Raw genomic sequence first — 26,754 nt, 5'->3', positions numbered from 1 at the left:
GCCGTCGAGTCATGGGTGGTTCAGCGTCGGCTCAACCGGCGCTGGGGCTGCTCGCCGGCGCGCTGGACGCGGCCGGCGCGGCGTTCGGGTCGCCGACGGTGAGGCTCTGGATCACCACGTCCGTCTTCGGCTTGACCTTCGCGCCGCTGCCATTGTCCACGGTCGGGAGCGCGCCGATCTTCTCCACCACGTCGAGGCCGCCGGTGACCCTGCCGACCACGCTGTAGTCCGGCTTGGCCGGGTTGAAGTCCTTGAAGAAGATCAGGAACTGGCTGCCGTTGGTGCCGGGCGGGTTGCCGATCATGGCGACCGTGCCCTTCGGGTACGCGGGCGGCTGCCCCGGCGCCGGCGAGGCCGACGGGCTGGGCTCCGGCGCGGAGGGGACGTTCTCGTTGTAGAACGAGTAGGTCGGGCCGCCGATCCCGGTGCCGCTCGGGTCGCCGCAGCGCAGCGCGCCCTCGGTGGTGATCTCGTGGCAGTTGGTGCCGTTGTAGAACGACCGGCTGGCCAGGTGGGCGAGGCTCGCCGCGCCGCACGGGGCGTCGGCCAGGTCCAGGCCGACGGTGATCGGCCCACCCTGGTTGGTGGTGATCGTCATCGACCGCGTGCCCTCGGTGGGCAGGTCCTTGGTGGCGGGCGTGCCGACGTCCTTGAGGTTGGTGTTCGCCGCGCCGTCCTGCGGGGTCCAGAGGCAGACGTCCTCGGCGGTCGGCTTCTCCGGATCGGAGTCGAACGCGCCGAGCGCCCAGGCCGAGCCGGCCACGATCAGCGCGAGCACCACCGCGGCGCCGACGCCGGCCTGGATCTGCCGGCGGCGCTTCGCGACCGCGGCCCGCCGGGCGAGCTGCCGGTCGAGCTTGGCCCGCGCCAGTTTGCGCTGCCGGTCCCTGCTGGAAGCCACCGGTGCTCCCCTTCCTCTGCCTGATCTGCCGGCGTCGCCGACGCCGCCCGCCGTCCCGGTCGGGGTGCGCCACGCCACACGCCCGCCAGAGTGTACGGGTACCGACTGTGAATGTGGTGTACGAGGTCCCGCCTGCGTTTATCGGAAGGTGTCACTGGGACTGTTGGGGCAGGCGGGTCCGGTGGCGGGCGAAACCCGCTCGCCGGTGCGACTAGGCTGCTGGGCGAGGACGACGACCGGACGGAAAGGGGACGGACGTGCTCGTGGCCGGCTTTCCCGCGGACGCCTTCGGCACCAACTGCTATGTGGTGGCGACCGCTCCGGGGGAGCAGTGCGTGGTGGTCGATCCCGGCATCGGGGTGCTCGACCGGCTCGACGAGGTGCTCGCCGAGCACCGCCTGCACCCGGCCGCCGTGCTGCTCACCCACGGGCACCTGGACCACACCTTCTCGGTCGCGCCGGTCTGCGGGGCGCGCGGCATCGCCGCCTACGTCCACCCGGAGGACCGGGAGCTGCTGGCCGACCCGTCCAAGGCGCTCTCGATGGACCTCACCGCGCTCTTCGGCGGTCGCCTGCCCTACGCCGAGCCCGACGACGTGGCCGAGCTGACCGACGGCGCGACCCTGTCGCTGGCCGGGTTGGAGATCACCGTCGACCACGCCCCCGGCCATACCGGCGGGTCGGTGCTGTTCCGGATGCCCGGCGCCGGCTCGCCCTGGGAGGCCGACGAGATCTGCCTCTCCGGTGACGTGCTCTTCGCCGGCTCGATCGGGCGCACCGACCTGCCGGGCGGCAGCATGCCCCGCATGCTGGCCAGCCTCCGGGAGAAGGTCCTCCCGCTGGCCGACGACACCGTCGTCCTGCCCGGCCACGGCCCCGCGACCACCATCGGCCGCGAGCGCGCGACCAACCCCTACCTCGTCGAGGTGGCGGGGTCCGCGCGCCCGGCCGCGCCCACCCGAGGCCTCTAGACCGCACCCGCGCCCCGCGCGGGTTTCCAAGGAGTACGTCATGAGCAAGCCCACGCCCATCTCCGGCTTCCCCGAGTGGACGCCGGCCCAGCGGATGATCGAGCAGTTCGTGCTCGACCGGATCCGCGCCACGTTCGAGCTGTACGGCTTCGCGCCGCTGGAGACCCGCTCGGTGGAGCCACTCGACCAGCTCCTGCGCAAGGGGGAGACCTCCAAGGAGGTCTACCTGCTGCGCCGGTTGCAGGCCGACGCCGACGGGCCGGCCGGCGACGACGCGCTCGGCCTGCACTTCGACCTGACCGTGCCGTTCGCCCGCTACGTGCTGGAGAACGCCGGCAAGCTGCAGTTCCCGTTCCGGCGCTACCAGATCCAGAAGGTGTGGCGGGGGGAGCGGCCGCAGGAGGGCCGCTACCGGGAGTTCCTCCAGGCCGACATCGACATCGTCGACCGGGACACGCTGCCGGCGCACTACGAGGCCGAGATGCCACTGGTGATCGGTGACGCGCTGCGGTCGCTGCCCATCCCGCCGGTGCGGATCCAGGTCAACAACCGCAAGATCTGCGAGGGCTTCTACCGGGGCATCGGGCTGACCGACCCGGAGGCGGCGCTGCGCGCCGTGGACAAGCTCGACAAGCTCGGCCCGGCGAAGGTGGCCGATCTGCTGGCCGAGACCGCCGGGGCGAGCGAGGCCCAGGCCAAGGCGTGCCTCGCGCTCGCCGAGATCTCCGCGCCGGACGCCTCGTTCGCCGACGCGGTCCGCGCCCTCGGGGTGAGCGATCCCCTGCTCGACGAGGGCATCGCGGAGTTGACCGCGGTGGTGGAGACCGCCGCCGCGCACGCGCCCGGCCTCTGCGTCGCCGACCTGCGCATCGCCCGGGGCCTGGACTACTACACCGGCACGGTCTACGAGACGCAGATGATCGGCTACGAGCGGTTCGGCTCGATCTGCTCCGGCGGCCGCTACGACAACCTGGCCAGTGCGGGCAGTGTGCGGTTCCCCGGGGTGGGCATCTCGATCGGGGTGACCCGGATGCTCGGCCTGCTCTTCGGCGCCGAGGCGCTGTCGGTGTCCCGCTCGGTGCCGACGTGCGTGCTGGTCGCGGTCACCGCCGAGGAGGATCGGGCGGCCAGCGACGCGGTCGCGGCGGCGCTGCGGTCCCGGGGCGTGCCCACCGAGGTGTCGCCGTCCGCGGCGAAGTTCGGCAAGCAGATCCGGTACGCCGAGCGGCGGGGCATCCCGTACGTCTGGTTCCCCGGCGCGGACGGCGACGAGGTGAAGGACATCCGTTCCGGCGAGCAGGTGGCCGCGGCGGCGGGCGAGTGGACGCCGCCCCGGGCGGACCTCAAACCGCTGGTCGGTCCGGCCGGCACTGGCGCCTGACGACGTTTGGACCTACGGTGGCGTAAGTTACGCCACCGTAGGGAGAACGTCGTGTCCGTGCTCAGCCAGACCGCCCTGCTCACCGAACTGGAGCCGGTGGTCGAGAAGAACCTCGACCGCCACCTGTCGCTGGCCAAGGAATGGTTCCCGCACGAGTACGTGCCGTGGAGCGACGGGCGCACCTTCGACGGCCCGCTCGGCGGGGAGCCCTGGTCGGAGGCCGACTCGACGATGTCCGAGGTGGCCCGCACCGCGCTGATCGTCAACCTGCTCACCGAGGACAACCTGCCCTCCTACCACCACGAGATCGCCACGCTCTTCGGGCGCGACGGCGCGTGGGGCACCTGGGTGCACCGGTGGACCGCCGAGGAGGGGCGGCACGGCACCGCCATCCGGGACTACCTCACGGTGACCCGGGCGGTGGACCCGGTGGCGCTGGAGCGGGCGCGGATGGTGCACATGTCCGCCGGCTACCGCAACACCCACGACGACGAGGTGCTGCACTCGCTGGCATACGTGTCGTTCCAGGAACTCGCCACCCGCATCTCGCACCGCAACACCGGCCGGGCCACCGGCGACCCCGCCTGCGAGGCGCTGCTGGCCCGGGTGGCGGCGGACGAGAACCTGCACATGGTCTTCTACCGCAATCTGCTCGGCGCCGCGTTCGAGCTGGCGCCGAGCCAGGCCATGCGGGCGGTGGCCGACGTGCTGGCCGACTTCCAGATGCCCGGGGTCGGCATCGACGGCTTCGCCCGCAAGTCGGTGGCGATCGCGCTGGCCGGCATCTACGACCTGCGGCAGCACCGGGACGAGGTGGTGGTGCCGGTGCTGCGCCAGTGGAACCTGTTCGACGTCACCGGCCTGGACGCCGACGGCGAGACCGCCCGCGACCAGATCGCCGCCCACCTGGACACCCTGGAGACCCAGGCGTCCCGCTTCGAGGAGCGCCGCGCCGCCCGCGCCTCCCGCCTCACCACCCCCCGCTGACCACCCCACCCCACCCCACCCCACCCCACCCCACCCCACCCCACCCATCCCTCACCCTCACCCCTCGGCGATCTTGCAGTTGCTGCCCGGGCAAAAGCCGTGGATCAGGCGTTCCGTGGGCCGAAAGTGCAAGATCGCGGGGCGGGGCGGGGCGGGGCGGGGCGGGGCGGGTCAGGCGGGCTGGTCGAGGGGGAAGAGGAGGCAGGTGGAGGTGGCGTGGGCGACGAGGCGGTTGGCGGGGTCCGTGAGGCGGGCCTCGGCCAGGGCGGTGCGGCGACCGCGTTGCAGCACGGTGCCCTCGCAGCGCAGCGTGCCGCTGTCCACGGTGACCGGGCGCAGGAACTTCACGTTGAGGTCGAGCGAGGTGTAGCCGACGCCGGCCGGCAGGGTGGTGTGCACCGCGCAGCCGGCGGCGGTGTCCAGCAGCGTGGAGAGGACGCCGCCGTGCACGGTGCCGAGCGGGTTGTAGTGGAACTCCTGCGGCAGTAGCTCGACCACGACGCGACCCTCGTCGGCCTCCATCCGGGCCATGTCGATGAGGTGCATGACCGGTGGCGCGGCCAGCTCGCCGGCGATCATCGCGCGCAGCAGCTCCAGGCCGCCGCGCCGGCCGACGTGGGCGGCCCCGGCGACCGGGTCGGACCAGGTGAACGTACGGCTGCGCTCCTGCGTCTGTGTCATGGACCCAGCGTCGCAGCGCGTTGCTGAGTCTGTCAATCAGACCTAGCCTGGTCGACATGAGACCCGCGGCACTGGACTGGTCGGTGGAGAACTGCACCATCGCGCGCGCCATGGAGATCCTCGGCGAGCGGTGGACCGTGGTCGTGCTCCGCGAGGTGTTCAGCGGCGTGCGCCGCTTCGACGACATGCGGGTGCGCACCGGCATCCCGCGTCAGGTGCTGACCAACCGCCTGTCGATGCTGGTGGAACGGGGCGTGCTGCGCCGGGAGCCGTACCGGGAGCCGGGCAGCCGGCCGCGGCAGGAGTACCGGCTCACCGAGATGGGACTGGACCTGTGGCCGGTGCTGGTCGCGGTGCTCGGCTGGGGTGACCGCCACCTGGCCGACCCCGAGGGCGCGCCGCTGACCGTGGCGCACCGCGACTGCGGCGCCGAGGTCCGGGTCGCGTTGCGGTGCGCCGACGGGCACGACGTGACCGATCCCCGGGAGGTACTGCCCCGCCCCGGCCCGGGGGCGCGCCGTCGCGCCTGACCGCCCTGAGCGGCTCTGACACTCCATGACGATGTTGTTGCCGCGCCGTTACATCGGGGTCCGGTGCGAATCCGGGCAAAGTCATGTCTTGCTTACGATCTTAAATATGTGAATACTTTGGTCAGCCCGGACGGTTTCCCCAGGTCGCCCGGGTTGTCCTCGGGCGCTTCCCCATGACAGCGCCCGTTCACCCCCATTCGGAGGTTGTTACATGCGACCCACGAGGTCCACGCTCCGTCGCGCCGCCGCCGTCGCCCTGGCCGGCACCCTGGCCACCGGCTCCCTGCTCGGCGCGCCCGCCCAGGCCGCTCCCTCCCCCCTCTCGCCGGACGCCGCCGCGACCCTCGTCGAGAAGCTCGGCGACCGGGCCGCCGGCGCGTACGCCGACGCCAGCGGCACGATGGTCGTCACGGTGACCGACGCCGCCGCTGCCCGCCAGGTGCACGCCGCCGGCGCCACGCCGAAGCTGGTCACCCGCGGCGCCAAGCAGCTCAGGGCCGCCACCAGCGAGCTGGAGCGCTCCGCCAAGATCCCGGGCACCGCCTGGTGGACCGACGCGGCGACCAACCAGGTCGTCGTCTCCGTCGACAGCACCGTCACCGGCGCCAAGCTGGAGCGGGTCAAGGCCGCCGCCGCCCGCACCGGTGGCGCGGTCCGGATCGAGGCCGAGGCCGGCACGCTCAGCACCCGGATCTCCGGCGGCCAGGCCATCTACGCCGGTGGTGGGGGCCGCTGCTCGCTCGGGTTCAACGTCCGCAGCGGCTCGACCTACTACTTCCTGACCGCGGGCCACTGCACCAACATCTCGTCGAGCTGGTACAGCAACTCCTCGCAGACCAGCCTGCTCGGCACCCGCGCCGGGACGAGCTTCCCGGGCAACGACTACGGCATCGTCCGGCACAGCAACTCGGCCAACGCCGCCGGCAACGTCTACCTCTACAACGGCAGCTACCGCGACATCACCGGCGCCGGTAACGCCTACGTGGGCCAGAGCGTGCAGCGCTCCGGCAGCACCACCGGCCTGCGCAGCGGCTCGGTCAACGCCACCAACGCGACGGTCAACTACGCCGAGGGTTCGGTCTACGGCCTGATCCGGACCAACGTCTGCGCCGAGCCCGGCGACAGCGGCGGCTCGCTCTTCTCGGGCAGCACCGCGCTCGGCCTCACCTCCGGCGGCAGCGGCAACTGCCGCACCGGTGGCACCACCTACTTCCAGCCGGTCACCGAGGCGCTCAGCGTCTACGGCGTGAGCGTCTTCTGATCGACACCCCACGGACGGGCCGCCGGGTGACCGGCGGCCCGTTCCGCGTTCCCGACCGGGTCGGTGACGCGGGTCAACCACCTGCTCCCGGCCGACCCGGAGGGACCGGCGCGGGGGCGGGTGTCGTGGCCGCCCGGCGGGCCGACAGGACCGCGGCCAGCGGCCAGAGCGCGACGGCCAGGGCCGCCACCCGCTCGGCCAGCCCGGTCCGCGAGCCGCCGGTCACCTCCATCACGAACCAGCCGAACAGCACCAGCAGGACCGCGGTCACGGTCAGCGCCACCGGCCGGCGGAACGCCCACGGGGGCGTGCCGGTGGGCGAGGCGGCCACCTCCCGGCGCACGGCGCGCGGCAGGCGCAGGGCCGAGCCGGCGGGCCAGAGCGACAGCGCGAGCACCGCGACGGTGGCCACCACACCGTGCGCCGGCGAGCCGCCCACCTCGGGGCGGGGGAACGCGAGCAACCCTACGGTGGCCGTGCCGCCGAGCGCGAGCAGGAACCGACTGGCCAGCCCGGCGGCGTGCAGCGCCGCGGCGGTGGCGACGTAGGCGACGCCGAGCAGCACCAGGACGCCCCCCATCAGCCAGGGGTCGGTCGCCCCCTCGCCGGCCAGCTCGCTGATCGTGTCCCGCACCGGGTCGTAACCCGGGGGCTGGCGGGCGCCGGCGACCGTCCATCCCGCCACCAGCATCGCGGGCGCGGCCGCCGCGACGGCCACGGCCCAGCTCGGTACGGCGCGCACCCGGCCACGGTAACCGTCCGCCCGGGTCGCGGCCCGGCTTTGCCGGACACCCGGGCCGGGCCGCTGCGACGGGTGCCCGGGAGCCGGCCGGTCCGCCCTGACAGAATGCGGGAAGCAGTCGTGGACCAGATGAGGAGACGCCAGCCGTGATCCGTACCCACAATGCCGGAAGCCTGCGCGCCGCGGACGCCGGCTCGACGGTGACGCTCGCCGGGTGGGTGGCCCGCCGGCGCGACCACGGCGGTGTCATCTTCGTCGACCTGCGCGACGCCTCCGGCGTCGTGCAGGTGGTCTTCCGCGAGGAGGACGCGCACGCGCTGCGCAACGAGTTCTGCGTCAAGGTCACCGGTGAGGTCACCCGTCGCCCCGAGGGCAACGAGAACCCGGACCTGCCGACCGGCGAGGTCGAGGTGACCGCCGCCGCGCTGGAGGTGCTCTCCGAGGCCGCGCCGCTGCCGCTGCCGGTGGACGACCAGATCGAGGCCGGCGACGACATCCGGCTCAAGTACCGCTACCTGGACCTGCGCCGGGGCGGCCCGGCCAAGGCGATGCGGCTGCGCTCGAAGGCCAACCAGCTCGCCCGCACGGTGCTGCACGAGCGGGACTTCCTGGAGATCGAGACGCCGACGCTGACCCGCTCCACCCCGGAGGGCGCGCGCGACTTCCTGGTGCCGGTGCGGCTGCAGCCGGGCAGCTGGTACGCGCTGCCGCAGTCGCCGCAGCTGTTCAAGCAGCTGCTCATGGTCGGCGGCATGGAGCGCTACTACCAGATCGCCCGCTGCTACCGCGACGAGGACTTCCGGGCCGACCGGCAGCCGGAGTTCACCCAGCTCGACATCGAGATGTCGTTCGTCACCGAGGACGACGTGATCGACCTCGGCGAGGCGATCGTCTCCTCGCTCTGGAAGGACCTGGCCGGGCACGAGATCGTTCGGCCGATCCCGCGGATCACCTGGCACGACGCGATGGCCCGCTACGGTTCCGACAAGCCGGACCTGCGCTACGGCGTGGAGCTGACCGAGCTGACCGACTACCTGCGCGGCACCGAGTTCCGGGTGTTCGCCGGCGCGATCGACGCGGGCGGCTACGTCGGCGCGGTGGTCATGCCCGGCGGCGCGAGCCAGACCCGCAAGGAGCTGGACGGCTGGCAGGACTGGGCCAAGGCGCGCGGCGCGCGCGGCCTGGCCTACGTGGTGCTGGACGCGGAGACCGGCGAGGCGCGCGGCCCGGTGGCCAAGAACCTGTCCGAGGCGCACCTGGCCGGCCTGGCCGACGCGGTCGGCGCGAAGCCCGGTGACGCGGTCTTCTTCGCCGCGAGCACGAACACCCGGGAGGCGCAGGAGCTGCTCGGCGCGGCCCGGATCGAGATCGCCAAGCGGTCGAACCTGGTCGACGAGAGCGCGTGGGCGTTCTGCTGGGTGGTCGACGCGCCGATGTTCGAGCGCACGGACGAGGGCGGCTGGACCGCGGTGCACCACCCGTTCACCTCGCCGAACGCGGAGTGGGTGGACCGCTTCGAGGAGGCGCCGGACCGGGCGCTGGCCTACGCGTACGACATCGTCTGCAACGGCAACGAGATCGGTGGCGGCTCGATCCGTATCCACCGGGGTGACGTGCAGCAGCGGGTGTTCGACCTGCTCGGCATCACGCCCGAGGAGGCGCAGGACAAGTTCGGCTTCCTGCTGGAGGCGTTCAAGTACGGCGCCCCGCCGCACGGCGGCATCGCGTTCGGTTGGGACCGGGTCTGCATGCTGCTGGCCGGCGCGGACTCGATCCGCGAGGTGATCGCGTTCCCGAAGACGCGTGGCGGCTTCGACCCGCTGACCGGCGCGCCGACCCCGATCACCGGGCAGCAGCGCGCCGAGGCCGGCATCGACGCCAAGCCGAAGGCGCCGGTCGGCCCGCACGCCGGCACCGCCGGCCCGGCCGCCCCGGTGGCCGACCCGACCTGATCCTGGCTTCGTCGAAAGGCCCGCGTCATGATGACGCGGGCCTTTTCGATCTTCAGGGGGACGGATGAACCTGCTCGTGGTGGGCGCCAGCGGCCTTCTCGGTGGCGAGGTGTGCCGGCAGGCGGTGGCCGCCGGGCATCGGGTGGTCGGCACCTACCACTCGACCGCCGTCGGGGTGCCGGGCGTCGCGCCGCGCCGGCTCGACGTGACCGACCGCGCCGCCGTGCGTGAGCTCCTGACCCGGGTACGCCCCGACGCGGTCGTGGCGACCCCCTACCGGTACGACGACTGGGCGGTCACGGCGGACGGGGCGGCCCACATCGCGGTCGCCGCCGCCGAGGTGGGCGCGCGGTTGGTGCACCTGTCCAGCGACGCGCTGCACGCGGGGCGGCCGACGGCGTACGCCGACGACGACGTGCCCACGCCGCTGCACGCGTACGGGGCGGCGAAGGCGGCGGCGGAGACGGCGGTGCGGGCGGTGGATCCGGGCGCCGCGCTGGTGCGGACGTCGCTGATCCTGGGGGAGGGGAGCAAGCAGATCCAGCTCTGCCGGGACGCGCTCGCCGGCCGGGCGACGCTCTTCACCGACGAGCTGCGCTGCCCGGTCCACGTCGCCGACCTGGCCGCCGCCGTGCTGGAGCTGGTGCCGGGCGACTACGCCGGGCTGCTGAACGTGGCCGGGCCGGACGCGGTGAGCCGTGCCGAGCTGGGAGTCCTGGTGGCGCGGCACGACGGCGTGGACGCGGGCTCACTGAGGACGACCACGATCGCGGGCGCCGGCCTGCACCGGCCGGCCGAGGTGGTGCTGGACTCCGCCCGCGCCGTCGGGCTGCTGCGGACCCGGCTGCGTGGGGTCGCCGAGCTGTACGGCTAGTTGCACACTTTCTTTGCAAGACTCTTGTGCATGTAATGTGTGCACAGATACTGTGCAACTCATGGAGGAACAGAAGAGAGAGCGGACCGAGGACCGCGCCGTGCGCATCGACCACCGGCAGGTGCGCGCCCTGGCCCAGCCCCTGCGCATGCGGCTGATCGGGGCGCTGCGGGTCAGTGGCCCCGCCACGGCCACCGCCCTCGCCGAGATGCTCGGCACCAACACCGGCGCGACCAGCTATCACCTGCGTCAGCTCGCCGAGGTGGGCCTCGTGGTCGAGGACCCGAACCTCGGCACCGGCCGGCAGCGCTACTGGCGGGCCGCGCACGACGCCACCAGCTGGGAGGCCTCCGACTTCGACGACGACCCGGACGCGCGGGCCGCCATCGAGTGGATCGAGGAGGACTACGTCCGCTTCTTCGCCCATCACGCGGAGCGCTGGTTCGCGGGGCGCCACGAGTGGTCGCCCGCCTGGCGCGACGCGTACGGCATGGGTGACTTCTTCATGCGGATCCCGGCCGCCCGGCTGGAGGCGATCAAGGCCGAGGTCTTCGCGGTCTTCGAACGCCACCGGGACGAGACCGACCCGGACGACCCCGACGCCGAGATGGTCCAGCTCTACCTGGCCGCCTTCCCGCTGAGCACGGTGCTGCCGCCGGCCGGGGAGAAGCCGTGAGCGCGCTGTCCGTACGCCAGGTCCGGTCCCGCTACCTCATCCTCTTCGGCCTGCGCTGGCTGCCCGCCGGCCTGATGATCCCGGTGATGATCCTGCTCATGCAGGAGCGCGGGCTCTCGCTGTCCCAGATCGGCCTGGTCTTCACCGCGCAGGGCCTGGTGGTGCTGGCGCTGGAGCTGCCCACCGGCGGGTTCGCCGACGCGCTCGGCCGCAAGCCGGTGCTGCTGGCCGCCTGGGTGGTCTGCCTCGCCTCGCTCGCGCTCATGGCGGTGGCCGACTCGTTCTGGATGTTCTTCCTGGTCTGGGCGTTGCAGGGTGTCTACCGGGCGCTCGACAGCGGCCCGCTGGAGTCCTGGTACGTCGACGCCACGCTGGCCGCCGACCCGGCCGCCGAGTACGAACGCGGCCTCGGCTGGGCCGGCACCGTCGTCGGCGTCGCGATCGGCGCGGGCGCGCTGCTCAGCGGTGGTCTGGTGGCGCTCGGACCGGTCGGTCCGGTCAGCGCGCTGACCCTGCCGGTGCTGGTCGCGGTCGTGCTCCAGGCGGTCTCGATCGCGGCGCTGCTGGCGTTGCTCGTCGAACGGCGACCCGCCTCCGGCCCGGCCGCGCTGCGCGCCTCGGTGGTCGAGGCGCCCCGGATGGTCGGGCAGGCCGTCGGTCTGCTGCGCCGCAACCGGGTGCTGCTGGCCCTGGTCGCGGTCGAGCTGTTCTGGGGCTTCGGGATGGTCACGTTCGAGTCGTTGCTGCCGGTCCGGCTGTCCGAGGTGGTCGGTGACGCCGACCGCGCGGCCGCGCTGCTCGGCCCCGCCGGCTCCGCGGCCTGGCTGGCCAACGCGGCCGGGGCCGCGCTCACCCCGCTCCTGCTGCGCCGCCTCGGCGCCGCGCCGGCCGCCGCGCTGATGCGGATCCTGCAGGGCGCGACGGTGGTCGGCATGGGCCTGCTGGCCGGCCCGGTCGGTGTGCTCGTGGCCTACCTGGCCTGCTACGCCGTGCACGGCGCCTCGAACCCGCTGCACCAGGGCCTGCTGCACCGGCAGGTCGACGGTCCCTACCGGACCAGCGTGCTCTCGCTGAACTCGATGATGGCCGGAGCGGCAGGGGCGCTCGGTGCGGTGGTGCTGACCGCGCTCGCCGACGCGACGAGCGTCGGGGTCGCCATGCTCGTCGGCGCGGTGGTGCTCGCCGTGGCCGCGCCGCTCTACCTGCCGGCCTGGCGCGCCGGCCGGGCCGCCGCGGACGGCCCTACCGGCCCGGTCGGCGGCCCTACCGGCCCGGATCAAGCCCTCGTCGGTCCCGGCGCGGTGGCCGGTGTGCCGACGTCGGACCGGCCGGCCGTGGCCGGCGCCGCCGACCGGCCCGCCTGACCGGCCGGGAGGTCGGTCGGCGACGACGAACCTGGTGACACGAACGACCCGGGCGGGGCGCGGGACTACGAGGCTCCCGATCCGTCCGGGTCGTCAGGTTCGTCACCACCGCACCCCCGTCCCCGGACCCGCCGCCTGGCCGCCCGGCGAGGTCAGGCCAGGTGGACCGAGGTGCGCGGCTCGGTGCCGGTGAAGCCGAGCCGGCGGTAGAGCCGGATCGCGCCGACATTGGCGGTGTAGACGCCGAGCGCCACGTGGTCGTACCGGGCGAACAGCGCCGCCGTCATCCCGGCGGTCAGCGCCGCGCCCAGCCCTCGGCCCCGGCGCCCGGGTGCGACGGTCAGGCCGGCCACGAAACCGATGTCGCCGCGGCTGCGGTCCGCGCCGCAGGCCACCAGGCGGTCACCGTCCCGGATGCCGTACCAGTCGACCACGCGCGGGTCGCCGGGCTGGGAGGTGGAGCTGGGGAACGCCTCCTCGACGAGCGCGGCGAGCGCGGGGTGGTCGGCCCCGGTGAGCCGGACCACCCGGTCCTGCGCCGGCTGCGGTGGTGGTGGCGCGGTGGTCCAGAGGAAGTCCCACTCGTCGAGGCGGGCCACCGGAAGGCGGGCGGCCACCTCGGCCGGCGCGGTCCGGGGCAGGTGCACCGACTGGCCGGCGCGCAGCGTTCCGTCGGCCCGCAGGCCGGCGAAGACCTCCAGCGCCGGCCCGGCGGCGCCGAGCGCGCCGCCCGCCGGCCCCTGTCCCGGGGGGAGCAGCCAGCCCACCGCGCCGTCGCGTCGCCAACCCCGCGCCTCCTGGTCGCGCCAGAGCGCGTGCCGGGCGTACGGATGGTGGCCGGTGGCGGCGAGCAGGGCCTCGCGCCCGGTCAGCGCCGGGTCGGCAGTGATCATGTCGTCAGCCTAGACACCCGCCCGGGCGAGCCGTTCCACGGTGGAGATTGACGAACAGACCGATCGGGTACATCCCTCGCCGACCTACTGGGAACCCCCACCGGAGGAACGACATGCTCGCCATTCTCGCGGCCATCGTGTTCGGCTTCGCGCTGCTGCTGGACTTCCTGAACACCAACTTCGGCGCGCCGGACCTGTTCAACAACTGGACCCTCAGCCTGATCGGCTTCCTGCTGCTCTCGCTCTACCTGGCCGGCGTCGGCTCCGGCCCGCGCGGTGGCGGTGGCGGCCGCTGGTACCGCGGCCGTCGTCCGGGCCGCGGCTGACCGGAAACGACCACCCGGGTCGGGTCGGCGGCGCGATTCCGGCGCCGTCGGTCCGGCCCGGTACTGTTCTCGTGATGGAATCCGACGCCCTCTTCACCCTCGGCGAGCCCGCCGGAGCGCCCGGCGCACCCGCGGGCTCCGGTGGCGTCGACGGGTTCACCGCCGCCCGGGCCGACTCCCCGCTGCCCGTCCGGATGCGGCCGGCCGGCATCGACGAACTGGTCGGGCAGGAGCACCTGCTCGCCCCCGGCGCGCCGCTGCGCCAGCTGGTCGAGGGCGCGACACCGATGTCGGTGATCCTCTGGGGCCCGCCCGGCAGCGGGAAGACCACCATCGCCCACCTCGTGGCCCGGGCCACCGACCGGCGCTTCGTGGCGATGTCCGCGCTGACCGCCGGCGTGAAGGACGTCCGCGCCGTGATCGAGACCGCCCGGCGGCAGCGCCGCTCCGGTGGCCCGCCCACGGTGCTCTTCATCGACGAGGTGCACCGGTTCAGCAAGACCCAGCAGGACTCGCTGCTCGCCGCCGTCGAGGACCGCACGGTCACGCTGCTCGCGGCGACCACCGAGAACCCCTACTTCTCAGTCATCTCGCCCCTGCTCTCCCGCTGCGTGCTGCTCACCCTCCAGGCGCTCGACGACGACGCCGTGCGCGGGCTGCTGCGTCGCGCGGTGGCCGACGAGCGCGGCCTCGGCGGCACGTTGACCCTGGCCGAGGAGGCGGAGGACCATCTCGTCCGGCTCGCCGGCGGTGACGTCCGCAAGGCGCTCACCGCGCTGGAGGCGGCGGCGGCCACCGCGACCGCGCTCGGCGCCGGCCGCATCGACCTGGCCGTGGCCGAGCAGGCGGTCGACGTGGCGGCCGTGCGCTACGACCGCGACGGCGACGCCCACTACGACGTGACCAGCGCGTTCATCAAGAGCATGCGCGGTTCGGACGTGGACGCGGCGCTGCACTGGCTGGCCCGGATGCTGGTCGCCGGCGAGGACGCCCGGTTCATCGCCCGGCGGATGGTGATCTTCGCCAGTGAGGACGTCGGGATGGCCGATCCCACCGCGCTGACGGTGGCCACCGCCGCCGCCCACGCCGTGGAATACGTCGGCCTGCCCGAGGCGCAGCTCAACCTCGCCCAGGCCGTCATCCACCTGGCCACCGCGCCGAAGTCGAACTCGGCCACCACCGCGATCGGCGCCGCCGTCGCCGACGTGCGCGCCGGGCGGGGCGGGTCGGTGCCGCGCGGGTTGCGTGACGCCCACTACTCCGGCGCCCGTGGCCTCGGGCACGGGGCCGGCTACCGCTACCCGCACGACGACCACCGGGGGGTGGTCACCCAGCAGTACGCTCCGGACGATCTCGTGGGGACGGACTACTACCGGCCCAGCGGGCACGGCGCGGAGCGGGCCGTCGCCACCCGGCTGCCGGTGCTGCGCCGGATCGTCCGGGGGTTGCCGGCACCCGCGACCCGGGCGGGGGCGGGCGCCCCGACCGGGGGCCCGGCGGGGGCACCGAGCAGGCCAGCGGGGCGAGCGAAGGTGGCGGCGACGTCACCGAGGGGGGTCAGTAGTGATGGCGCGTGGTCCGGAGCGGCCGGCGGACGGCCCCGACGAGCGGCGCGATCCGCGGGCCAAGGGCCGCCGGTGGGGGCGCGGCCGGGCCGAGGCGGAGCCGGATCCGGCCGTCGCCGGCGAGGAGTTCGGCTGGATCGACGACCTGCGCACGGCCAAGCAGCAACGGGGCGAGCTGGGCCCGGAGGGGGAGACGCCGGCGGGTCCGGGCCCTCGGTCCGGTGCCGGTCCCGTCCCGGGACCGGGTCGGCCACCGGGCCCCGGCGCCCCGCCCGCACCCGTGCCCGAGCCGGGCCGGCCGCCCCGACCGGGCGCCGGTCCCGCCGCGCCGGCTCCGCCCGGTCCCGGCCCGGCGATGCCGCCGGCCGGACCGGGTTCGTCGCCGGTGACCGGTCCGCCGCCTCCGGCGGCCGCCCGGACCGCTCCGCCGCCCGTTCCCGGCCGGCCCCACCCGCCCGCCGCCGCTCGTCCGGACGCGCCGCCGTCGGGCCGTCCCGGCCCGAGCGTGCCGTCGGGTCGCCCGGACGCGACCGCGCCACCGGCCGGCCGCCCCGACCCGATGACGCCGCCGCCCGGCGGCCCCGGCGCGCCGATGCCTCCGACGTCCCGTCGTCCCGGTGCGCCGCCCCCCGGCGCCGGTCGTGCCGGGCCCCCGGCGCCCGGCCGACCCGGTGGCGAAATGCCCACCGCCCCCGGCCGGCCCGGTGGCGATATGCCCGCCGCCCCCGGCCGGCCCGGCGGCGAGATGCCCACCTCGCCCGGTCGTGCCGGCGCGGCCGTCCCGGGCGGTGGCGGCCGCCCCGGTCCGGAGACGCCCGGCGGCGGCCGCCCCGGGCCGCGTCCTCCGGTTGCGCGCCGTGACCCCGACATGGCCGGACCGGCCGCCCCGCCGGTCCGCCCGGGCGGACCCGATCCGGCCGCCCCGCGTCGCCCCGTCGACGGTCCCTGGCCCGGTGTGCCCGAGGCGCCCCGGCCGGCCGGTTCCCGGTACAGCCGGAGCACGGACGGGCCCACCGGATCGCAACCGCCGGTAGCCGGCCGTCCCGCCGGCCCGCCGCCCGCCGGCCCGCCGCCCGCCGGACGACGGGGACCCGATCCCACGCCGGGCCGACCCCGGCCTGGGGACGGCGACGACCAGCCGGTCGCGGTGCCACCCACCCCGCGCGGCCGGCACGGCGCCGAGGCTCCCGGCGGAACCCACCCGATGCGCACCGACCCCGGGATGCCGCCCGTGCCCGGTGGACGCCGTGCGCTGCCCGACGACTCCGGCGTCCGTCCCGTGTCCGGGGCGGGTCGTCGGGCACGGCCCGACGACGTTCCGGCCGCCACGCGACCGGTGTCCGGCGCCGGCCGTCGCGCCGCCCCGGAGGGCGCCGGCCCGAATCCGGCCGGTCCCGACCCGGCCGCCCGTACGGCCTCCGCCGGCGGGCGGCGGGCCCGCCCGGACGATCCGGCCGCGGCCGGTGGCCACCGCGCGCCGGTCGATCCGGCCGCGCGGCCCGTCTCGGGCGCCGGTCGGCGGGCCGCCGAGCCGGACCGGCCACCCGCCGTCCCGCGCAGCGGAAACGCGCCGCAGATGCCCGGCGCGGGTCCCGCCGCCCCGGTGTCCGGCGGCCCGGCGCCCGGGCCCGGCTCCCGCCGCACCCCGGCCGGCGGCCGGCGCGCCGCGCCCGACCCGGTCGACGCCGCCGACCGCTCCGGTTCCGTCCCCGCCGCACCGGGCCGGGCCGCCCGCGACGAGAACGGCGAGCCGCGACCGCAGCGGCCGGAGCGCCCCGCCGACTGGCTGCGGCAGGCCGGTCGTACGCCGCACACCGACCCCGCCATGCCGGCCGCCCGTCGTCCGGCCGGCGCGCCCCCGGACGGGCCGGGTGCCCGCCCCGGCGCTACCGACCGCGGTCCGGGCGCCCGTGCCGGGGCAGCCGTGCCGCCGGTACGCACCGAGCAGCCCGGCCCGGCCGCGCCGCCCGTCCGACCCGAACAGGCCGGTCCCGTCCGGGGCGCCGCCCGCACCGGCGCGCCGCCGACGGCCGGTGGCGGACCGGCCCGTCCGGGCGTCGCCCCGGCCGCCGGCGACCGCGCGGGTCGTCCCGGAGGCCCACCGGCGGGTGACCGCGCGGGTCGTCCCGGCGCCCCGCCGGTGGGTGACCGTCCGGGTGGCCCGACCGGTCCCGGCGTGCCGCCGGGCGCCGGCGACCGCACCGCCGACGGCCCGGGTCGTCCCGTGGGGCCGGGCGGACCCGCGTCGCCCGGTGACCCCGAACGGTCCGGTGGCATGCCGGTCGGTGGCGGCCGTCCCGGAGGGCGTGGACCGGCCCGTCCCGACGACGCCGTCGCGCCCGGCGCCGGCGGTCCGCCCCGCCCGGGCACCCGGGGACCGTCCACCGGCCCGGTGGTCGCCCCGGGGCCGGTCGCTGGATCGGCGCCCGTTCGGGCGGCGGCCGGGGTGGCCCGCCCCGCCGGGCCGGAGGAGCGCACCACCGGCCGGGCCGTTCCGCCCGCCCCCGAATCGATGGGGCCGGCTCCGGGCGGGCCGGGACCGGGCGTGCCGGTGATGGCCCGGGCCGCCGCGGTCGTACCTCCGGTGGAGCCGGCGGGGATCCGGCCCGGCGAGGCGCCGGCGCCGCGACCGGCCGGCCCCGACGACGACGCGGCGGCCGGCGGTCTGCGCGGCGCCCGGTCGGAGCTGCGCCGGCAGGTACGCGAGCGGCGTCGACTGCGGATGGGCATCCTCGCCCTGGTCAGCCTCGTGCTGCTGGGCGCGGTGCCGCTCTACTTCGGCATGCGCACGCTCAGCCGCGACCCGGTCTTCGACACCCTCGACGCGCTCGACGTGCCGTCCTGGGCGGCCACCAAGACGGTCGACAACGTCAGCGGCAGCCGGTGGTGCCTGCAGGACTGCCGGCTGCGGGAACGCGCGGTCGAGTCGGAGCAGGGCTGGAAGCAGACGGTGACGGTCTACGAGGCGGCCCTGGCCAAGGACGGCTGGCGACGCTGGAAGGTCGACCGCTGCCCGGAGGAGAAGGTCGAGGGCAGCTACACCTGCTGGCGTCGGGACGAGCTCACGCTCGACCTGTGGGTCCGGGACCCCGCCTGCACCCCGCCGCCGGTGGACGGGGAACCGGCGCCGTCCGCGCCGCCCGCGCCCGCAGCGGCGACGTGCACCGGCTCGTTGGTGTCGGTGAAGGTCCGTAACGCGATCGACGACGAGCGGACCGGGCCGACACCGACCACCGATCCGTCACTCACCGGAGAGGATCCCTACCCGACCCTCACCGACGACCCGCTCGGCGAGCCGACCCCCTCACCGTCGTGAGCCGACTTCCATCACGGACGGTAGGGTCTGGGGCTGGCGCGCCCGCCCGCGCCCGGTGACCGGGTCGGCGTGGCGCGAAGTGGGTAGGGACGGTCGCGCGTCCCGGAGCCGTCCGGCGCCGGGACACTGCTTGAGGAGGACATGCGCGTGAGTGGTGGAGAGATCGCTGCGCTGATCGCGGCCGGTGCGTTCCTGATGCTGGTGCTCGTGCTGGCGGTGCCGATCCTGCGGCTGCGGCACACCGTCGACGCGACGACCCGCATGATCGGTGACCTGAACGACCGCACCGCGCCGCTGCTCGGAGACGTCAACACCACGGTGAAGAACGTCAACGTGGCGCTGGAGCAGGTGCAGACCTCGCTGGACGGGGTGAACCTCCAGCTCGCCAAGGTGGACACGATGACCACGCACGCGCAGAACGTCACCGCGAACGTGGCGAACCTGGCGACCGTGGTCTCCGCCGCCGCCGCGAACCCGCTGGTCAAGGTGGCCGCGTTCGGCTACGGCGTGCGCAAGGCCGCCTCCGCCCGCCGGCACGCCGAGACCGAGCGCGAGGTGCGCGACACCATCAAGCAGCAGCGCCGGGCCGCCAGGCGCGGCAACCGCTGACCCCGACCGGCGTACGCGGAAGGATGAGAGCATGAGGCGGTTGTTCTGGCTGGGCATCGGGCTGGCCGTGGGCGTCCTGGTGGTCCGCAAGGCCACCCGGACCGCGCAGGCGTACACCCCGGCGGGCATCGCCAGCGGGCTGTCCGAGTCCGCCGGCGGGCTGGTCGAGTCGGTGCGCGCCTTCGTGGACGACGTCCGGGTCGGTATGGCCGAGCGTGAGCAGGAGATCCACGAGGCCTTCGCCCGCGGCGAGGCGTACGACGACGAGTTCGCCGAGCTGCGGGAGGACCCGCGGATCGGCGACCGAGAGATTTTCCCGGAGGAGCACCAGCGATGAAGACGGCGGAGATCAAGCGGCGGTTCCTCGCCCACTTCGAGGCGAACGGGCACGCCGTGGTGCCGTCCGCTCCGCTGCCCGCCATCAGCGACCCGAACCTGCTGTTCATCAACGCGGGCATGGTGCAGTTCGTGCCCTACTTCCTGGGCCAGCAGAGCCCGCCGTACGCGCGGGCGACGAGCGTGCAGAAGTGCATCCGGACGCCGGACATCGACGAGGTCGGCAAGACCAGCCGGCACGGCACGTTCTTCCAGATGAACGGCAACTTCTCCTTCGGCGACTACTTCAAGGACGGGGCGATCCCGCTCGCCTGGGACCTGGCCACCAAGTCGGTCGAGGCGGGCGGCTTCGGGCTGGACCCGGAGCGGATCTGGGCGACGGTCTACCTGGACGACGACGAGGCGTACGACATCTGGCGGGCCGCCGGCGTGCCCACCGAGCGGATCGTGCGCCGGGGCAAGGCCGACAACTTCTGGTCGATGGGCATCCCCGGCCCGTGCGGCCCGTGCTCGGAGCTCTACTACGACCGCGGCCCGGAGTACGGCCGCGAGGGTGGTCCGGAGGTCGACGAGGACCGCTACCTGGAGTTCTGGAACCTCGTCTTCATGCAGTTCGAGCGCGGCCCGGGCACCGGCAAGGAGGACTTCCCGATCCTCGGTGACCTGCCGGCGAAGAACATCGACACCGGCATGGGCCTGGAGCGGATGGCCTCGCTGCTGCAGGGCGTGGACAACCTCTACGAGATCGACGAGGTCAAGCCGATCCTGGACCGGGCGGCCGAGCTGACCGGCAAGCGCTACGGCGCGCACTCGGGTCACGCGGCCAACCAGTCGCACCCGGACGACGTGCGGCTGCGGGTGATCGCCGACCACGTGCGCACCGCGCTGATGCTGATCGGCGACGGCGTGACCCCGTCGAACGAGGGCCGGGGTTACGTGCTGCGGCGGATCATGCGCAGGGCGATCCGGGCGGTGCGGCTGCTCGGCTACCAGGACCGGGCGCTGCCGGAGCTGCTGCCGGTGGCCCGCGACTGCATGGCGCCGTCGTACCCGGAGCTGGCCGAGGACTTCGGCCGGATCTCCCAGTACGCGTACGCCGAGGAGGACGCGTTTCTCGCCACGCTGCGCGCCGGCACCACGATCCTGGACACCGCGATCGCGGAGACCAAGTCGGCGGGCAAGCCGGCGCTCTCCGGTGACAAGGCGTTCCAGCTGCACGACACGTACGGCTTCCCGATCGACCTGACCCTGGAGATCGCGGCCGAGCAGGGCCTGCAGGTCGACGCGGACGGCTTCCGCCGCCTGATGGCCGACCAGCGCAGCCGGGCCAAGGCCGACGCGCAGGCCCGCAAGACCGGGCACACCGACGTGTCGGCGTACCGGTCGGTGCTCGACGGCGGCGGCCCGGTGGAGTTCACCGGCTACACCGAGCTGAACCGCGAGTCCCGGGTGCGCGCGCTGCTGTCCGGCGGCGCCGCGATCTCGGCGGCGGTCGAGGGCGACACGGTCGAGCTGGTGCTCGACACCACCCCGTTCTACGCCGAGGGCGGCGGGCAGCAACCCGACCAGGGCCTGATCACGGTCGGCGGCGGCCAGGTCGAGGTCTTCGACGTGCAGCAGCCGGTGCCCGGCCTGATCGTGCACCGGGCCCGGGTGGTGCGCGGCGAGGTCCGCACCGGCGAGACCGGGTACGCCGAGATCGACGTGTCGCGCCGGCGGGCGATCTCCCGCTCGCACACCGCGACGCACCTGGTGCACCAGACGATGCGCAACTTCCTCGGCGAGTCGGCGACCCAGGCGGGCTCGCTGAACGCGCCGGGCCGGCTGCGGTTCGACTTCAACACCCCGACCGGGGTGGCGCCGAGCGTGCTGCACGACGTGGAGCAGCAGGTCAACGAGGTGCTGCTGGCCGACCTGGAGGTGCACGCGTTCGTCACCAGCCAGGAGGAGGCCCGCCGGATCGGGGCGATGGCCCTGTTCGGCGAGAAGTACGGCGAGCGGGTCCGGGTCGTCGAGGTCGGCGACTACGCCCGCGAGCTGTGCGGTGGCACGCACGTGGCCCGCTCCGCCCAGCTCGGCCTGGTGAAGATCCTCTCCGAGGCGTCGGTCGGCTCCGGCGTACGCCGCATCGAGGCGCTGGTCGGCATGGACGCGTTCGGCTTCCTGGCCCGCGAGCACCTGCTGGTGTCCCGGCTGGCCGAGATGTTCCGGGTGCCCGGCGAGCAGGTCGCCGACCGGGTGGAGCAGACCGTCACCCAGCTGCGCGACGCGGAGAAGGAGCTGGAGAAGCTCCGCGCCCAGCTCGTGCTCGGCGGCGCCGGCGCGCTCGCGGCGCAGGCGAAGGACGTACGCGGGGTCGCGTACGTGGGCACCGAGGCGCCCGAGGGCGCGGCGGCCAACGACGTGCGGACCCTGGCCCAGGAGATCCGGGGCCGGATCGACGCGGCCCGCCCGGCGGTGGTCGCGGTGGCGGCCCGGGCGAACGGCAAGGCGTCGCTGGTGGTGGCCGTCAACCAGGCCGCCCGGGGGCGGGGCCTGAGCGCCAAGGAGCTGGTCAAGGCGGCGTTCTCCGGGCGGGGCGGCGGCAGCGACGACCTGGCCCAGGGCGGCGGACTGCCCGCCACGGAGGCGCCGAACCTGCTGGTCACGGTGGAGAAGGCGGTCGCGGACGCGGCATGAGCGAACGCACCGAGCGGAGCGAGGGCCGTGAGGGCATGCCCGGTCGGCACGGCATGAGCGAACGCACCGAGCGGAGCGAGGGCCGTGAGGGCATGCCCAGCCAGCACGGCATGAGCGCACTGATCGACGCCAGGGCGGACCTCCCGGTCCGCCCTGGCCCGTACCGGCTTCGGAGGTGTGGCGGCCGATGACCGAGTTCGCCCGTGGCGTTCGGCTGGGTGTGGACGTCGGCCAGGTCCGGGTCGGCGTGGCCCGCAGCGACCCGCACGGCATCCTCGCCACCCCGCTGGTCACTCTGGCCCGCGACCTGAGCGCCGAGCCGGACGCGGTGCCCGCCGACATGGCCGAGCTGGTTCGGCTGGCCGCCGAGCACGAGGCGGTCGGGGTCGTCGTCGGGCTGCCGGTCAACCTCGCCGGAAAGCACGGCCCGGCGGCGGCGAACGTCTCGGCCTATGCCACCCGTTTGGCCGATGTAATGGGGTCGATTCCGGTGACGCTGACGGACGAGAGGATGTCGACCGTCGTCGCGAGTCGTAGGCTGGCCGAACGGGGCGTCCGGGGAAAGCGCCAACGGGCGGTGGTCGACCAGGCCGCCGCGGTGGAGATTCTGCAGAGCTGGCTGGACGCACAGCGGAGGCGGACGCAATGATCGACGACCTTGACCTGGGATTCGACGAGACGGAGAGGGGGGAGAAGGGCCGGCACCGGCGCGGCGCGGTGCGCCGGCGGCAGGGCAAGTCCGGCGGCGGCCGGGGCAAGACCCTCCTCGCCCTCGCGCTCGCGCTGATCCTGCTCGGCGGCATCGGCGGCGGCGCGTTCTACGGTTTCGACCGGGTGCAGAACTACTTCGTCACCCCCGACTACGACGGCTCCGGCACCGGCGAGGCGATCGTCGAGATCAAGCAGGGCGCGTTGCTCGCCGACATGGCCGACGCGCTGGTCGCGGCGGACGTGGTGAAGAGCACCAAGGCGTTCATCGAGGCGGCGGAGGAGAACTCCCGCAGCAAGAACATCCAGCCCGGCACCTACAAACTGCGCAAGCAGATGAGCGGTGACGCGGCGGTCGCGGCCATGCTCGACCTGAAGAACAAGGTGGTCAACGGGCTGACCATCCCCGAGGGGCGCACCGCGAAGAACGTCTACAAGCTGCTCTCCGAGAAGACGGACATCCCGGTCAAGGACTTCGAGACGGCGGCGAAGGACCCCGAGGCGCTGGGTGTGCCGGACTGGTGGTTCAAGCGCTCGGACGGCAAGAAGGTCAAGCCGTCCATCGAGGGCTTCCTCTTCCCGGACACCTACGAGATCCCGCCGAAGGCCACCGCCGAGTCGGTGCTCAAGCTGATGGTGGACAACTTCCTCACGGTTACCGCGGGCATGCAGTTCGCCGACCGGGTGCAGAAGGAGCGCGGCGGGGTCAGCCCGTACGAGGCGCTGATCGTCGCGTCGCTGGCCCAGGCGGAGGCGGGCAACAAGGACGACCTGGGCAAGGTCGCACGAGTGGCCTACAACCGGGTCTACGGCGAGTTCGACTGCAACTGCCTGGAGATGGACGTCACGGTCAACTACTACCTGGAGCTGACCGGCCAGAAGACCAAGGCGTCGAAGGACATGACGCCCGCCGAGCTGGACAACCCGAAGAACCCGTACAACCGCAAGCTGCGCGGCTTGGTTCCCACGCCGATCAACAACCCCGGTAAGCAGGCCCTGGAAGGGGCGATGGACCCGCCGCCGGGCAAGTGGCTCTTCTTCGTGGCGATCGACAAGGAGGGCCACTCGGCCTTCGCCGAGACCTACGAGGAACAGAAGCGCAACGAGCAGAAGGCCAAGGAGGCCGGGATCATCTGATGGCCGCCCTCCACCGTGCGGCGGTGGTCGGCAAGCCGATCGCCCACTCGCTCTCCCCGGCGATCCACACCGCCGGGTACGCGGCGGCCGGGTTGACCGGCTGGTCGTACACGACGATCGAGGCCGGCGCGGACGAGCTGCCCGGCCTGGTCGCGGGCCTCGGCCCGGAGTGGGCCGGGCTGTCGGTGACCATGCCCGGCAAGGAGGCGGCGCTCGCGCTGGCCGACGAGGTCTCGCCGGTCGCCGCCGCGGTCGGTGCCGCCAACACGCTGGTACGCCGACCCGACGGCACCTGGTACGCGGACAACACCGACGTGACCGGCATGGTCGAGGTGCTCACCGGCGCCGGCTGCGTGGCCGGGGCGGTGGTCACCGTGCTCGGCGCCGGCGGCACCGCCCGGGCGGCGATCGCGGCGGCGGCCCGGATCGGCGCGGCCGAGGTGACGGTGGTGGCCCGCCGGCCCGAGGCGGTGGACGAGCTGCGCCCGGTCGCGGAGGCGGCCGGCGTGCCGCTGGCCGGCGCGGAGTGGGACGGTGCGCCCGCGCACGCCCGGGCCGACCTGGTGATCTCGACCGTGCCGAAGGGTGTCGCCGACCCGCTCGCGGACAACTTCGACTGGCGGCCGGAGTCGGTCTTCTTCGACGTGGTCTACGACCCGTGGCCGACGCCGCTCGCCGCCACCGCGCTGGCCTCCGGCTGCCGGGTGGTTTCCGGGCTGGACCTGCTGCTGGCCCAGGCGGTGGGGCAGTTCGAGCACTTCACCGGCGTCGCCGCGCCGCGCGCCGCGATGCGCGCCGCGCTTGCGGTTTAAGGAAGGGCCCCTTCTTAACGCCTCCGGTAGAGGAAGGGCCCCCTGTTAACGCCACCGCCCTCTGCTGGGAGATCAGCGCGCGGAGGCGGCCTGTCCGGTGGGCGGGACGCGGCGACCGGCGTGCGGCGGCGACCACCCGGCGTGACACACTGACCGCTGTGTTGCGCTGGCTGACTGCAGGTGAATCGCACGGACCCGCCCTCGTCGCGTTGCTGGAGGGGGTGCCCGCCGGCATCGAGGTGACCACCGGGGAGATCTCCGGCGAACTGGCCCGGCGCCGGCTCGGCTACGGCCGGGGCGCCCGGATGTCGTTCGAGCAGGACGAGGTCGAGATCATCGGCGGGCTGCGGCACGGCGTGACGCTGGGCAGCCCGGTGGCGATCCGGGTGGGCAACTCCGAGTGGCCGAAGTGGCGCACCGTGATGGCGGCCGACCCGGTCGACCCGGACGAACTGGCGAGTCAGGCCCGTAACGCGCCGCTGACCCGCCCCCGTCCGGGCCACGCGGACCTGGCCGGCATGCAGAAGTACGGGCACACCGACGCCCGGCCGATCCTGGAGCGCGCCAGCGCCCGGGAGACCGCCGCCCGGGTCGCCGTCGGCACGGTCGCCAAGGCGCTGGTTCGGCAGGCGCTCGGCGTCGAGATCGTCTCGCACGTGGTGGAGTTGGGTCCGGTGGCGGTGAAGCCCGGCCTGCGGCCCACGCCGGAGGACGCGGCCCGGATCGACGCCGACCCGCTGCGCTGCCTCGACGCCGAGGCCAGCGCCCGGATGGTCGCCGAGGTCGATGCCGCGAAGAAGGCCGCCGACACGCTCGGCGGCGTGGTCGAGGTGCTCGCGTACGGGGTGCCGCCGGGCCTGGGCAGCCACGTGCAGTGGGACCGCAAGCTCGACGCCCGCCTGGCCACCGCGCTGATGTCGATCCAGGCGATCAAGGGCGTGGAGATCGGTGACGGGTGGCAGCAGGCCCGCTCCCGCGGCTCCGAGGCGCACGACGAGATCATGCCGACGGCGACCGGGGTGCGCCGGGTGACCGACCGGGCCGGCGGCCTGGAGGGCGGCATCACCACCGGCGAGCCGCTGCGGGTGAAGGCGGCGATGAAGCCGATCTCGTCGCTGAACCGGGCCCTCGCGACGATCGACGTGACCACCGGCGAGCCGGCCACCGCGATCAACCAGCGCTCCGACGTGTGCGCGGTGCCGGCGGCGGCGGTCGTCGCCGAGGCCATGGTGGCGCTGGTGCTGGCCGAGGCGGCGGTGGAGAAGTTCGGTGGCGACTCGATCGCCGAGATGCGGCGCAACCTGGCCAGCTACCTCGACAGCCTGGTGGTTCGGTGAGCGCGAGGAACGCAGCGCAGCGGAGTCCCGCAGTCGCGAACGGAAGGTGGCACCGGTGAGTACCCGACCGGTCTGCGTGCTGGTCGGGGCGCCGGGCTCCGGCAAGACCACGGTGGGGACCGCGCTCGCCGCCGCGCTCGGCGTCGACTTCCGGGACACCGACACCGACATCGAGCGGCAGGCCGGCAAGCCGATCCCGGAGATCTTCGTCGACGAGGGCGAGGATCACTTCCGCGCGTTGGAGCGGGCCGCGGTGGCGGCGGCGCTGGCCTCGCACGCCGGGGTGCTCGCGCTCGGCGGCGGCGCGGTCCTGGCCGAGGAGAACCGGGCCGCGCTGATCGGCCACACCGTGGTGCACCTGTCGGTGGAGCTGCCCGACGCGATCCGGCGGGTCGGGTTGGGCGCGGGCCGGCCGCTGTTGGCGCTGAACCCGCGCGCCACCCTCAAGCACCTGCTGGACCAGCGCCGCCCGCTCTACGCCGAGGTGGCGACCGCGACGGTGGTCACCGACGGGCGTGCCCCGGAGGAGTTGGCCACCGAGATCGCCGCGCTGCTCAAGCCCTGACCACGGCCCGCCCTCGGCCCGGCCCTGCCCTGGCCGGCGCGCAGGCGGGCAAGTCCGGCCGCATCGTGACACCCATGGTGTTCCACTCGGTGCCGTTGGCGCCGGTGGGTGGAACGCTATGGGTGTCTGCGGAGGGTTGAGGCACCCATGA

General features: G+C 74.5%; 24 protein-coding genes. 20 read left to right on the top strand and 4 right to left on the bottom strand.

The genetic code is table 11. From position 1 onward, the window contains the following. Positions 1-31: 31 nt before the first annotated feature. Positions 32-901 (bottom strand): peptidylprolyl isomerase, encoded by an 870-nt coding sequence (locus COO58_RS14665; RefSeq protein WP_091578119.1) that lies wholly within the window; start codon positions 899-901, stop codon positions 32-34. A gap of 257 nt (positions 902-1,158) precedes the next feature. Here COO58_RS14665 and COO58_RS14660 point away from each other — a divergent pair, with 257 nt between their 5' ends. From COO58_RS14660 to COO58_RS14650, 3 genes are read left to right on the top strand one after another with little or no spacing between them, the layout of a single operon-like run. Continuing rightward, positions 1,159-1,872: an MBL fold metallo-hydrolase gene (locus tag COO58_RS14660; protein WP_091578116.1), complete on the top strand. Its 714-nt coding sequence runs from the start codon at positions 1,159-1,161 to the stop codon at positions 1,870-1,872. A 40-nt stretch (positions 1,873-1,912) separates the two neighbouring features. Beyond that, entirely contained in the window at positions 1,913-3,253 is a 1,341-nt protein-coding gene (gene hisS / locus COO58_RS14655; protein ID WP_098745366.1) for a histidine--tRNA ligase, read from the top strand. 51 nt (positions 3,254-3,304) lie between these two features. Then, a complete protein-coding gene (locus COO58_RS14650) occupies positions 3,305-4,240 on the top strand; it encodes an acyl-ACP desaturase (protein WP_091578111.1) in 936 nt (311 codons plus the stop codon). A 171-nt stretch (positions 4,241-4,411) separates the two neighbouring features. Here the strand turns inward: COO58_RS14650 and COO58_RS14645 are convergent, their stop codons facing one another. Further along, complete coding sequence (locus COO58_RS14645; protein WP_098745365.1) at positions 4,412-4,921, bottom strand: PaaI family thioesterase; 510 nt, start codon at positions 4,919-4,921, stop codon at positions 4,412-4,414. Positions 4,922-4,977: 56 nt separating this feature from the next. Between COO58_RS14645 and COO58_RS14640 the strand changes: the two genes are divergently transcribed. Further along, a complete protein-coding gene (locus COO58_RS14640; protein ID WP_091578105.1) occupies positions 4,978-5,451 on the top strand; it encodes a helix-turn-helix domain-containing protein in 474 nt (157 codons plus the stop codon). A gap of 211 nt (positions 5,452-5,662) precedes the next feature. Further along, positions 5,663-6,712: a S1 family peptidase gene (locus COO58_RS14635; RefSeq protein WP_098745364.1), complete on the top strand. Its 1,050-nt coding sequence runs from the start codon at positions 5,663-5,665 to the stop codon at positions 6,710-6,712. A 73-nt stretch (positions 6,713-6,785) separates the two neighbouring features. Here COO58_RS14635 and COO58_RS14630 read toward each other — a convergent pair whose 3' ends face one another. Then, positions 6,786-7,454, bottom strand: coding sequence for a DUF998 domain-containing protein (locus COO58_RS14630; protein ID WP_255292625.1), 669 nt, complete (start codon positions 7,452-7,454; stop codon positions 6,786-6,788). Positions 7,455-7,600: 146 nt separating this feature from the next. Between COO58_RS14630 and aspS the strand changes: the two genes are divergently transcribed. From aspS to COO58_RS14610, 4 genes are all read left to right on the top strand, one after another. Continuing rightward, the gene (aspS, locus tag COO58_RS14625) at positions 7,601-9,406 is read left to right on the top strand and encodes an aspartate--tRNA ligase (protein ID WP_098745362.1); all 1,806 of its coding nucleotides are present in this window, start codon (positions 7,601-7,603) and stop codon (positions 9,404-9,406) included. Between the two features lie 64 nt (positions 9,407-9,470). Further along, positions 9,471-10,280: a sugar nucleotide-binding protein gene (locus COO58_RS14620; RefSeq protein ID WP_098745361.1), complete on the top strand. Its 810-nt coding sequence runs from the start codon at positions 9,471-9,473 to the stop codon at positions 10,278-10,280. Between the two features lie 61 nt (positions 10,281-10,341). Continuing rightward, entirely contained in the window at positions 10,342-10,956 is a 615-nt protein-coding gene (locus tag COO58_RS14615) for a helix-turn-helix transcriptional regulator (protein ID WP_091578094.1), read from the top strand. Further along, a complete protein-coding gene (locus COO58_RS14610; protein WP_091578092.1) occupies positions 10,953-12,320 on the top strand; it encodes an MFS transporter in 1,368 nt (455 codons plus the stop codon). Before COO58_RS14615 ends, COO58_RS14610 begins: the two co-directional genes overlap by 4 nt. 152 nt (positions 12,321-12,472) lie before the next feature. On the opposite strand, the gene COO58_RS14605 is transcribed toward COO58_RS14610, so the two are convergent. Beyond that, on the bottom strand, positions 12,473-13,213 hold the full coding sequence (locus tag COO58_RS14605; protein WP_098745359.1) for a GNAT family N-acetyltransferase: 741 nt from the start codon (positions 13,211-13,213) through the stop codon (positions 12,473-12,475). A 113-nt stretch (positions 13,214-13,326) separates the two neighbouring features. Here COO58_RS14605 and COO58_RS14600 point away from each other — a divergent pair, with 113 nt between their 5' ends. The 11 genes from COO58_RS14600 (at position 13,327) to COO58_RS14545 (ending at position 26,603) form a co-directional block, all read left to right on the top strand. Further along, entirely contained in the window at positions 13,327-13,539 is a 213-nt protein-coding gene (locus COO58_RS14600) for a hypothetical protein (protein WP_091578088.1), read from the top strand. 74 nt (positions 13,540-13,613) lie between these two features. Beyond that, a complete protein-coding gene (locus tag COO58_RS30800; RefSeq protein WP_255292624.1) occupies positions 13,614-15,965 on the top strand; it encodes a replication-associated recombination protein A in 2,352 nt (783 codons plus the stop codon). A gap of 1,651 nt (positions 15,966-17,616) precedes the next feature. Then, entirely contained in the window at positions 17,617-18,420 is an 804-nt protein-coding gene (locus COO58_RS31225) for a hypothetical protein (protein ID WP_369700204.1), read from the top strand. A gap of 147 nt (positions 18,421-18,567) precedes the next feature. Further along, positions 18,568-19,029: a DUF948 domain-containing protein gene (locus COO58_RS14585; RefSeq protein WP_091578082.1), complete on the top strand. Its 462-nt coding sequence runs from the start codon at positions 18,568-18,570 to the stop codon at positions 19,027-19,029. Positions 19,030-19,060: 31 nt separating this feature from the next. Next, positions 19,061-19,366 carry a DUF6167 family protein gene (locus COO58_RS14580; protein ID WP_091578080.1) on the top strand — a complete coding sequence of 102 codons (306 nt, stop codon included), beginning with the start codon at positions 19,061-19,063 and terminating at the stop codon, positions 19,364-19,366. Beyond that, positions 19,363-22,044, top strand: coding sequence for an alanine--tRNA ligase (gene alaS, locus COO58_RS14575; protein WP_098745357.1), 2,682 nt, complete (start codon positions 19,363-19,365; stop codon positions 22,042-22,044). Before COO58_RS14580 ends, alaS begins: the two co-directional genes overlap by 4 nt. Positions 22,045-22,231: 187 nt before the next feature. Next, entirely contained in the window at positions 22,232-22,693 is a 462-nt protein-coding gene (gene ruvX, locus COO58_RS14565; RefSeq protein ID WP_098746361.1) for a Holliday junction resolvase RuvX, read from the top strand. Next, positions 22,690-23,889, top strand: coding sequence for an endolytic transglycosylase MltG (mltG, locus tag COO58_RS14560; RefSeq protein WP_098745354.1), 1,200 nt, complete (start codon positions 22,690-22,692; stop codon positions 23,887-23,889). The genes ruvX and mltG overlap by 4 nt, the downstream gene beginning before the upstream one ends. Next, positions 23,889-24,701, top strand: a complete 813-nt coding sequence (locus COO58_RS14555; protein ID WP_091578070.1) for a shikimate dehydrogenase — start codon at positions 23,889-23,891, stop codon at positions 24,699-24,701. The genes mltG and COO58_RS14555 overlap by 1 nt, the downstream gene beginning before the upstream one ends. Before the next feature lie 158 nt (positions 24,702-24,859). Then, on the top strand, positions 24,860-26,038 hold the full coding sequence (gene aroC, locus COO58_RS14550; protein WP_091578068.1) for a chorismate synthase: 1,179 nt from the start codon (positions 24,860-24,862) through the stop codon (positions 26,036-26,038). A gap of 55 nt (positions 26,039-26,093) precedes the next feature. Beyond that, a complete protein-coding gene (locus tag COO58_RS14545) occupies positions 26,094-26,603 on the top strand; it encodes a shikimate kinase (RefSeq protein WP_098745353.1) in 510 nt (169 codons plus the stop codon). The last annotated feature ends 151 nt before the right edge of the window (positions 26,604-26,754 follow it).

It is taken from the genome of Micromonospora sp. WMMA1996 (assembly GCF_002573675.1).
Taxonomy (GTDB): Bacteria; Actinomycetota; Actinomycetes; order Mycobacteriales; family Micromonosporaceae; genus Micromonospora; species Micromonospora sediminicola.
Note: the sequence above shows the minus strand (reverse complement) of the source record. Positions and strands in the feature narration are given on the sequence as shown.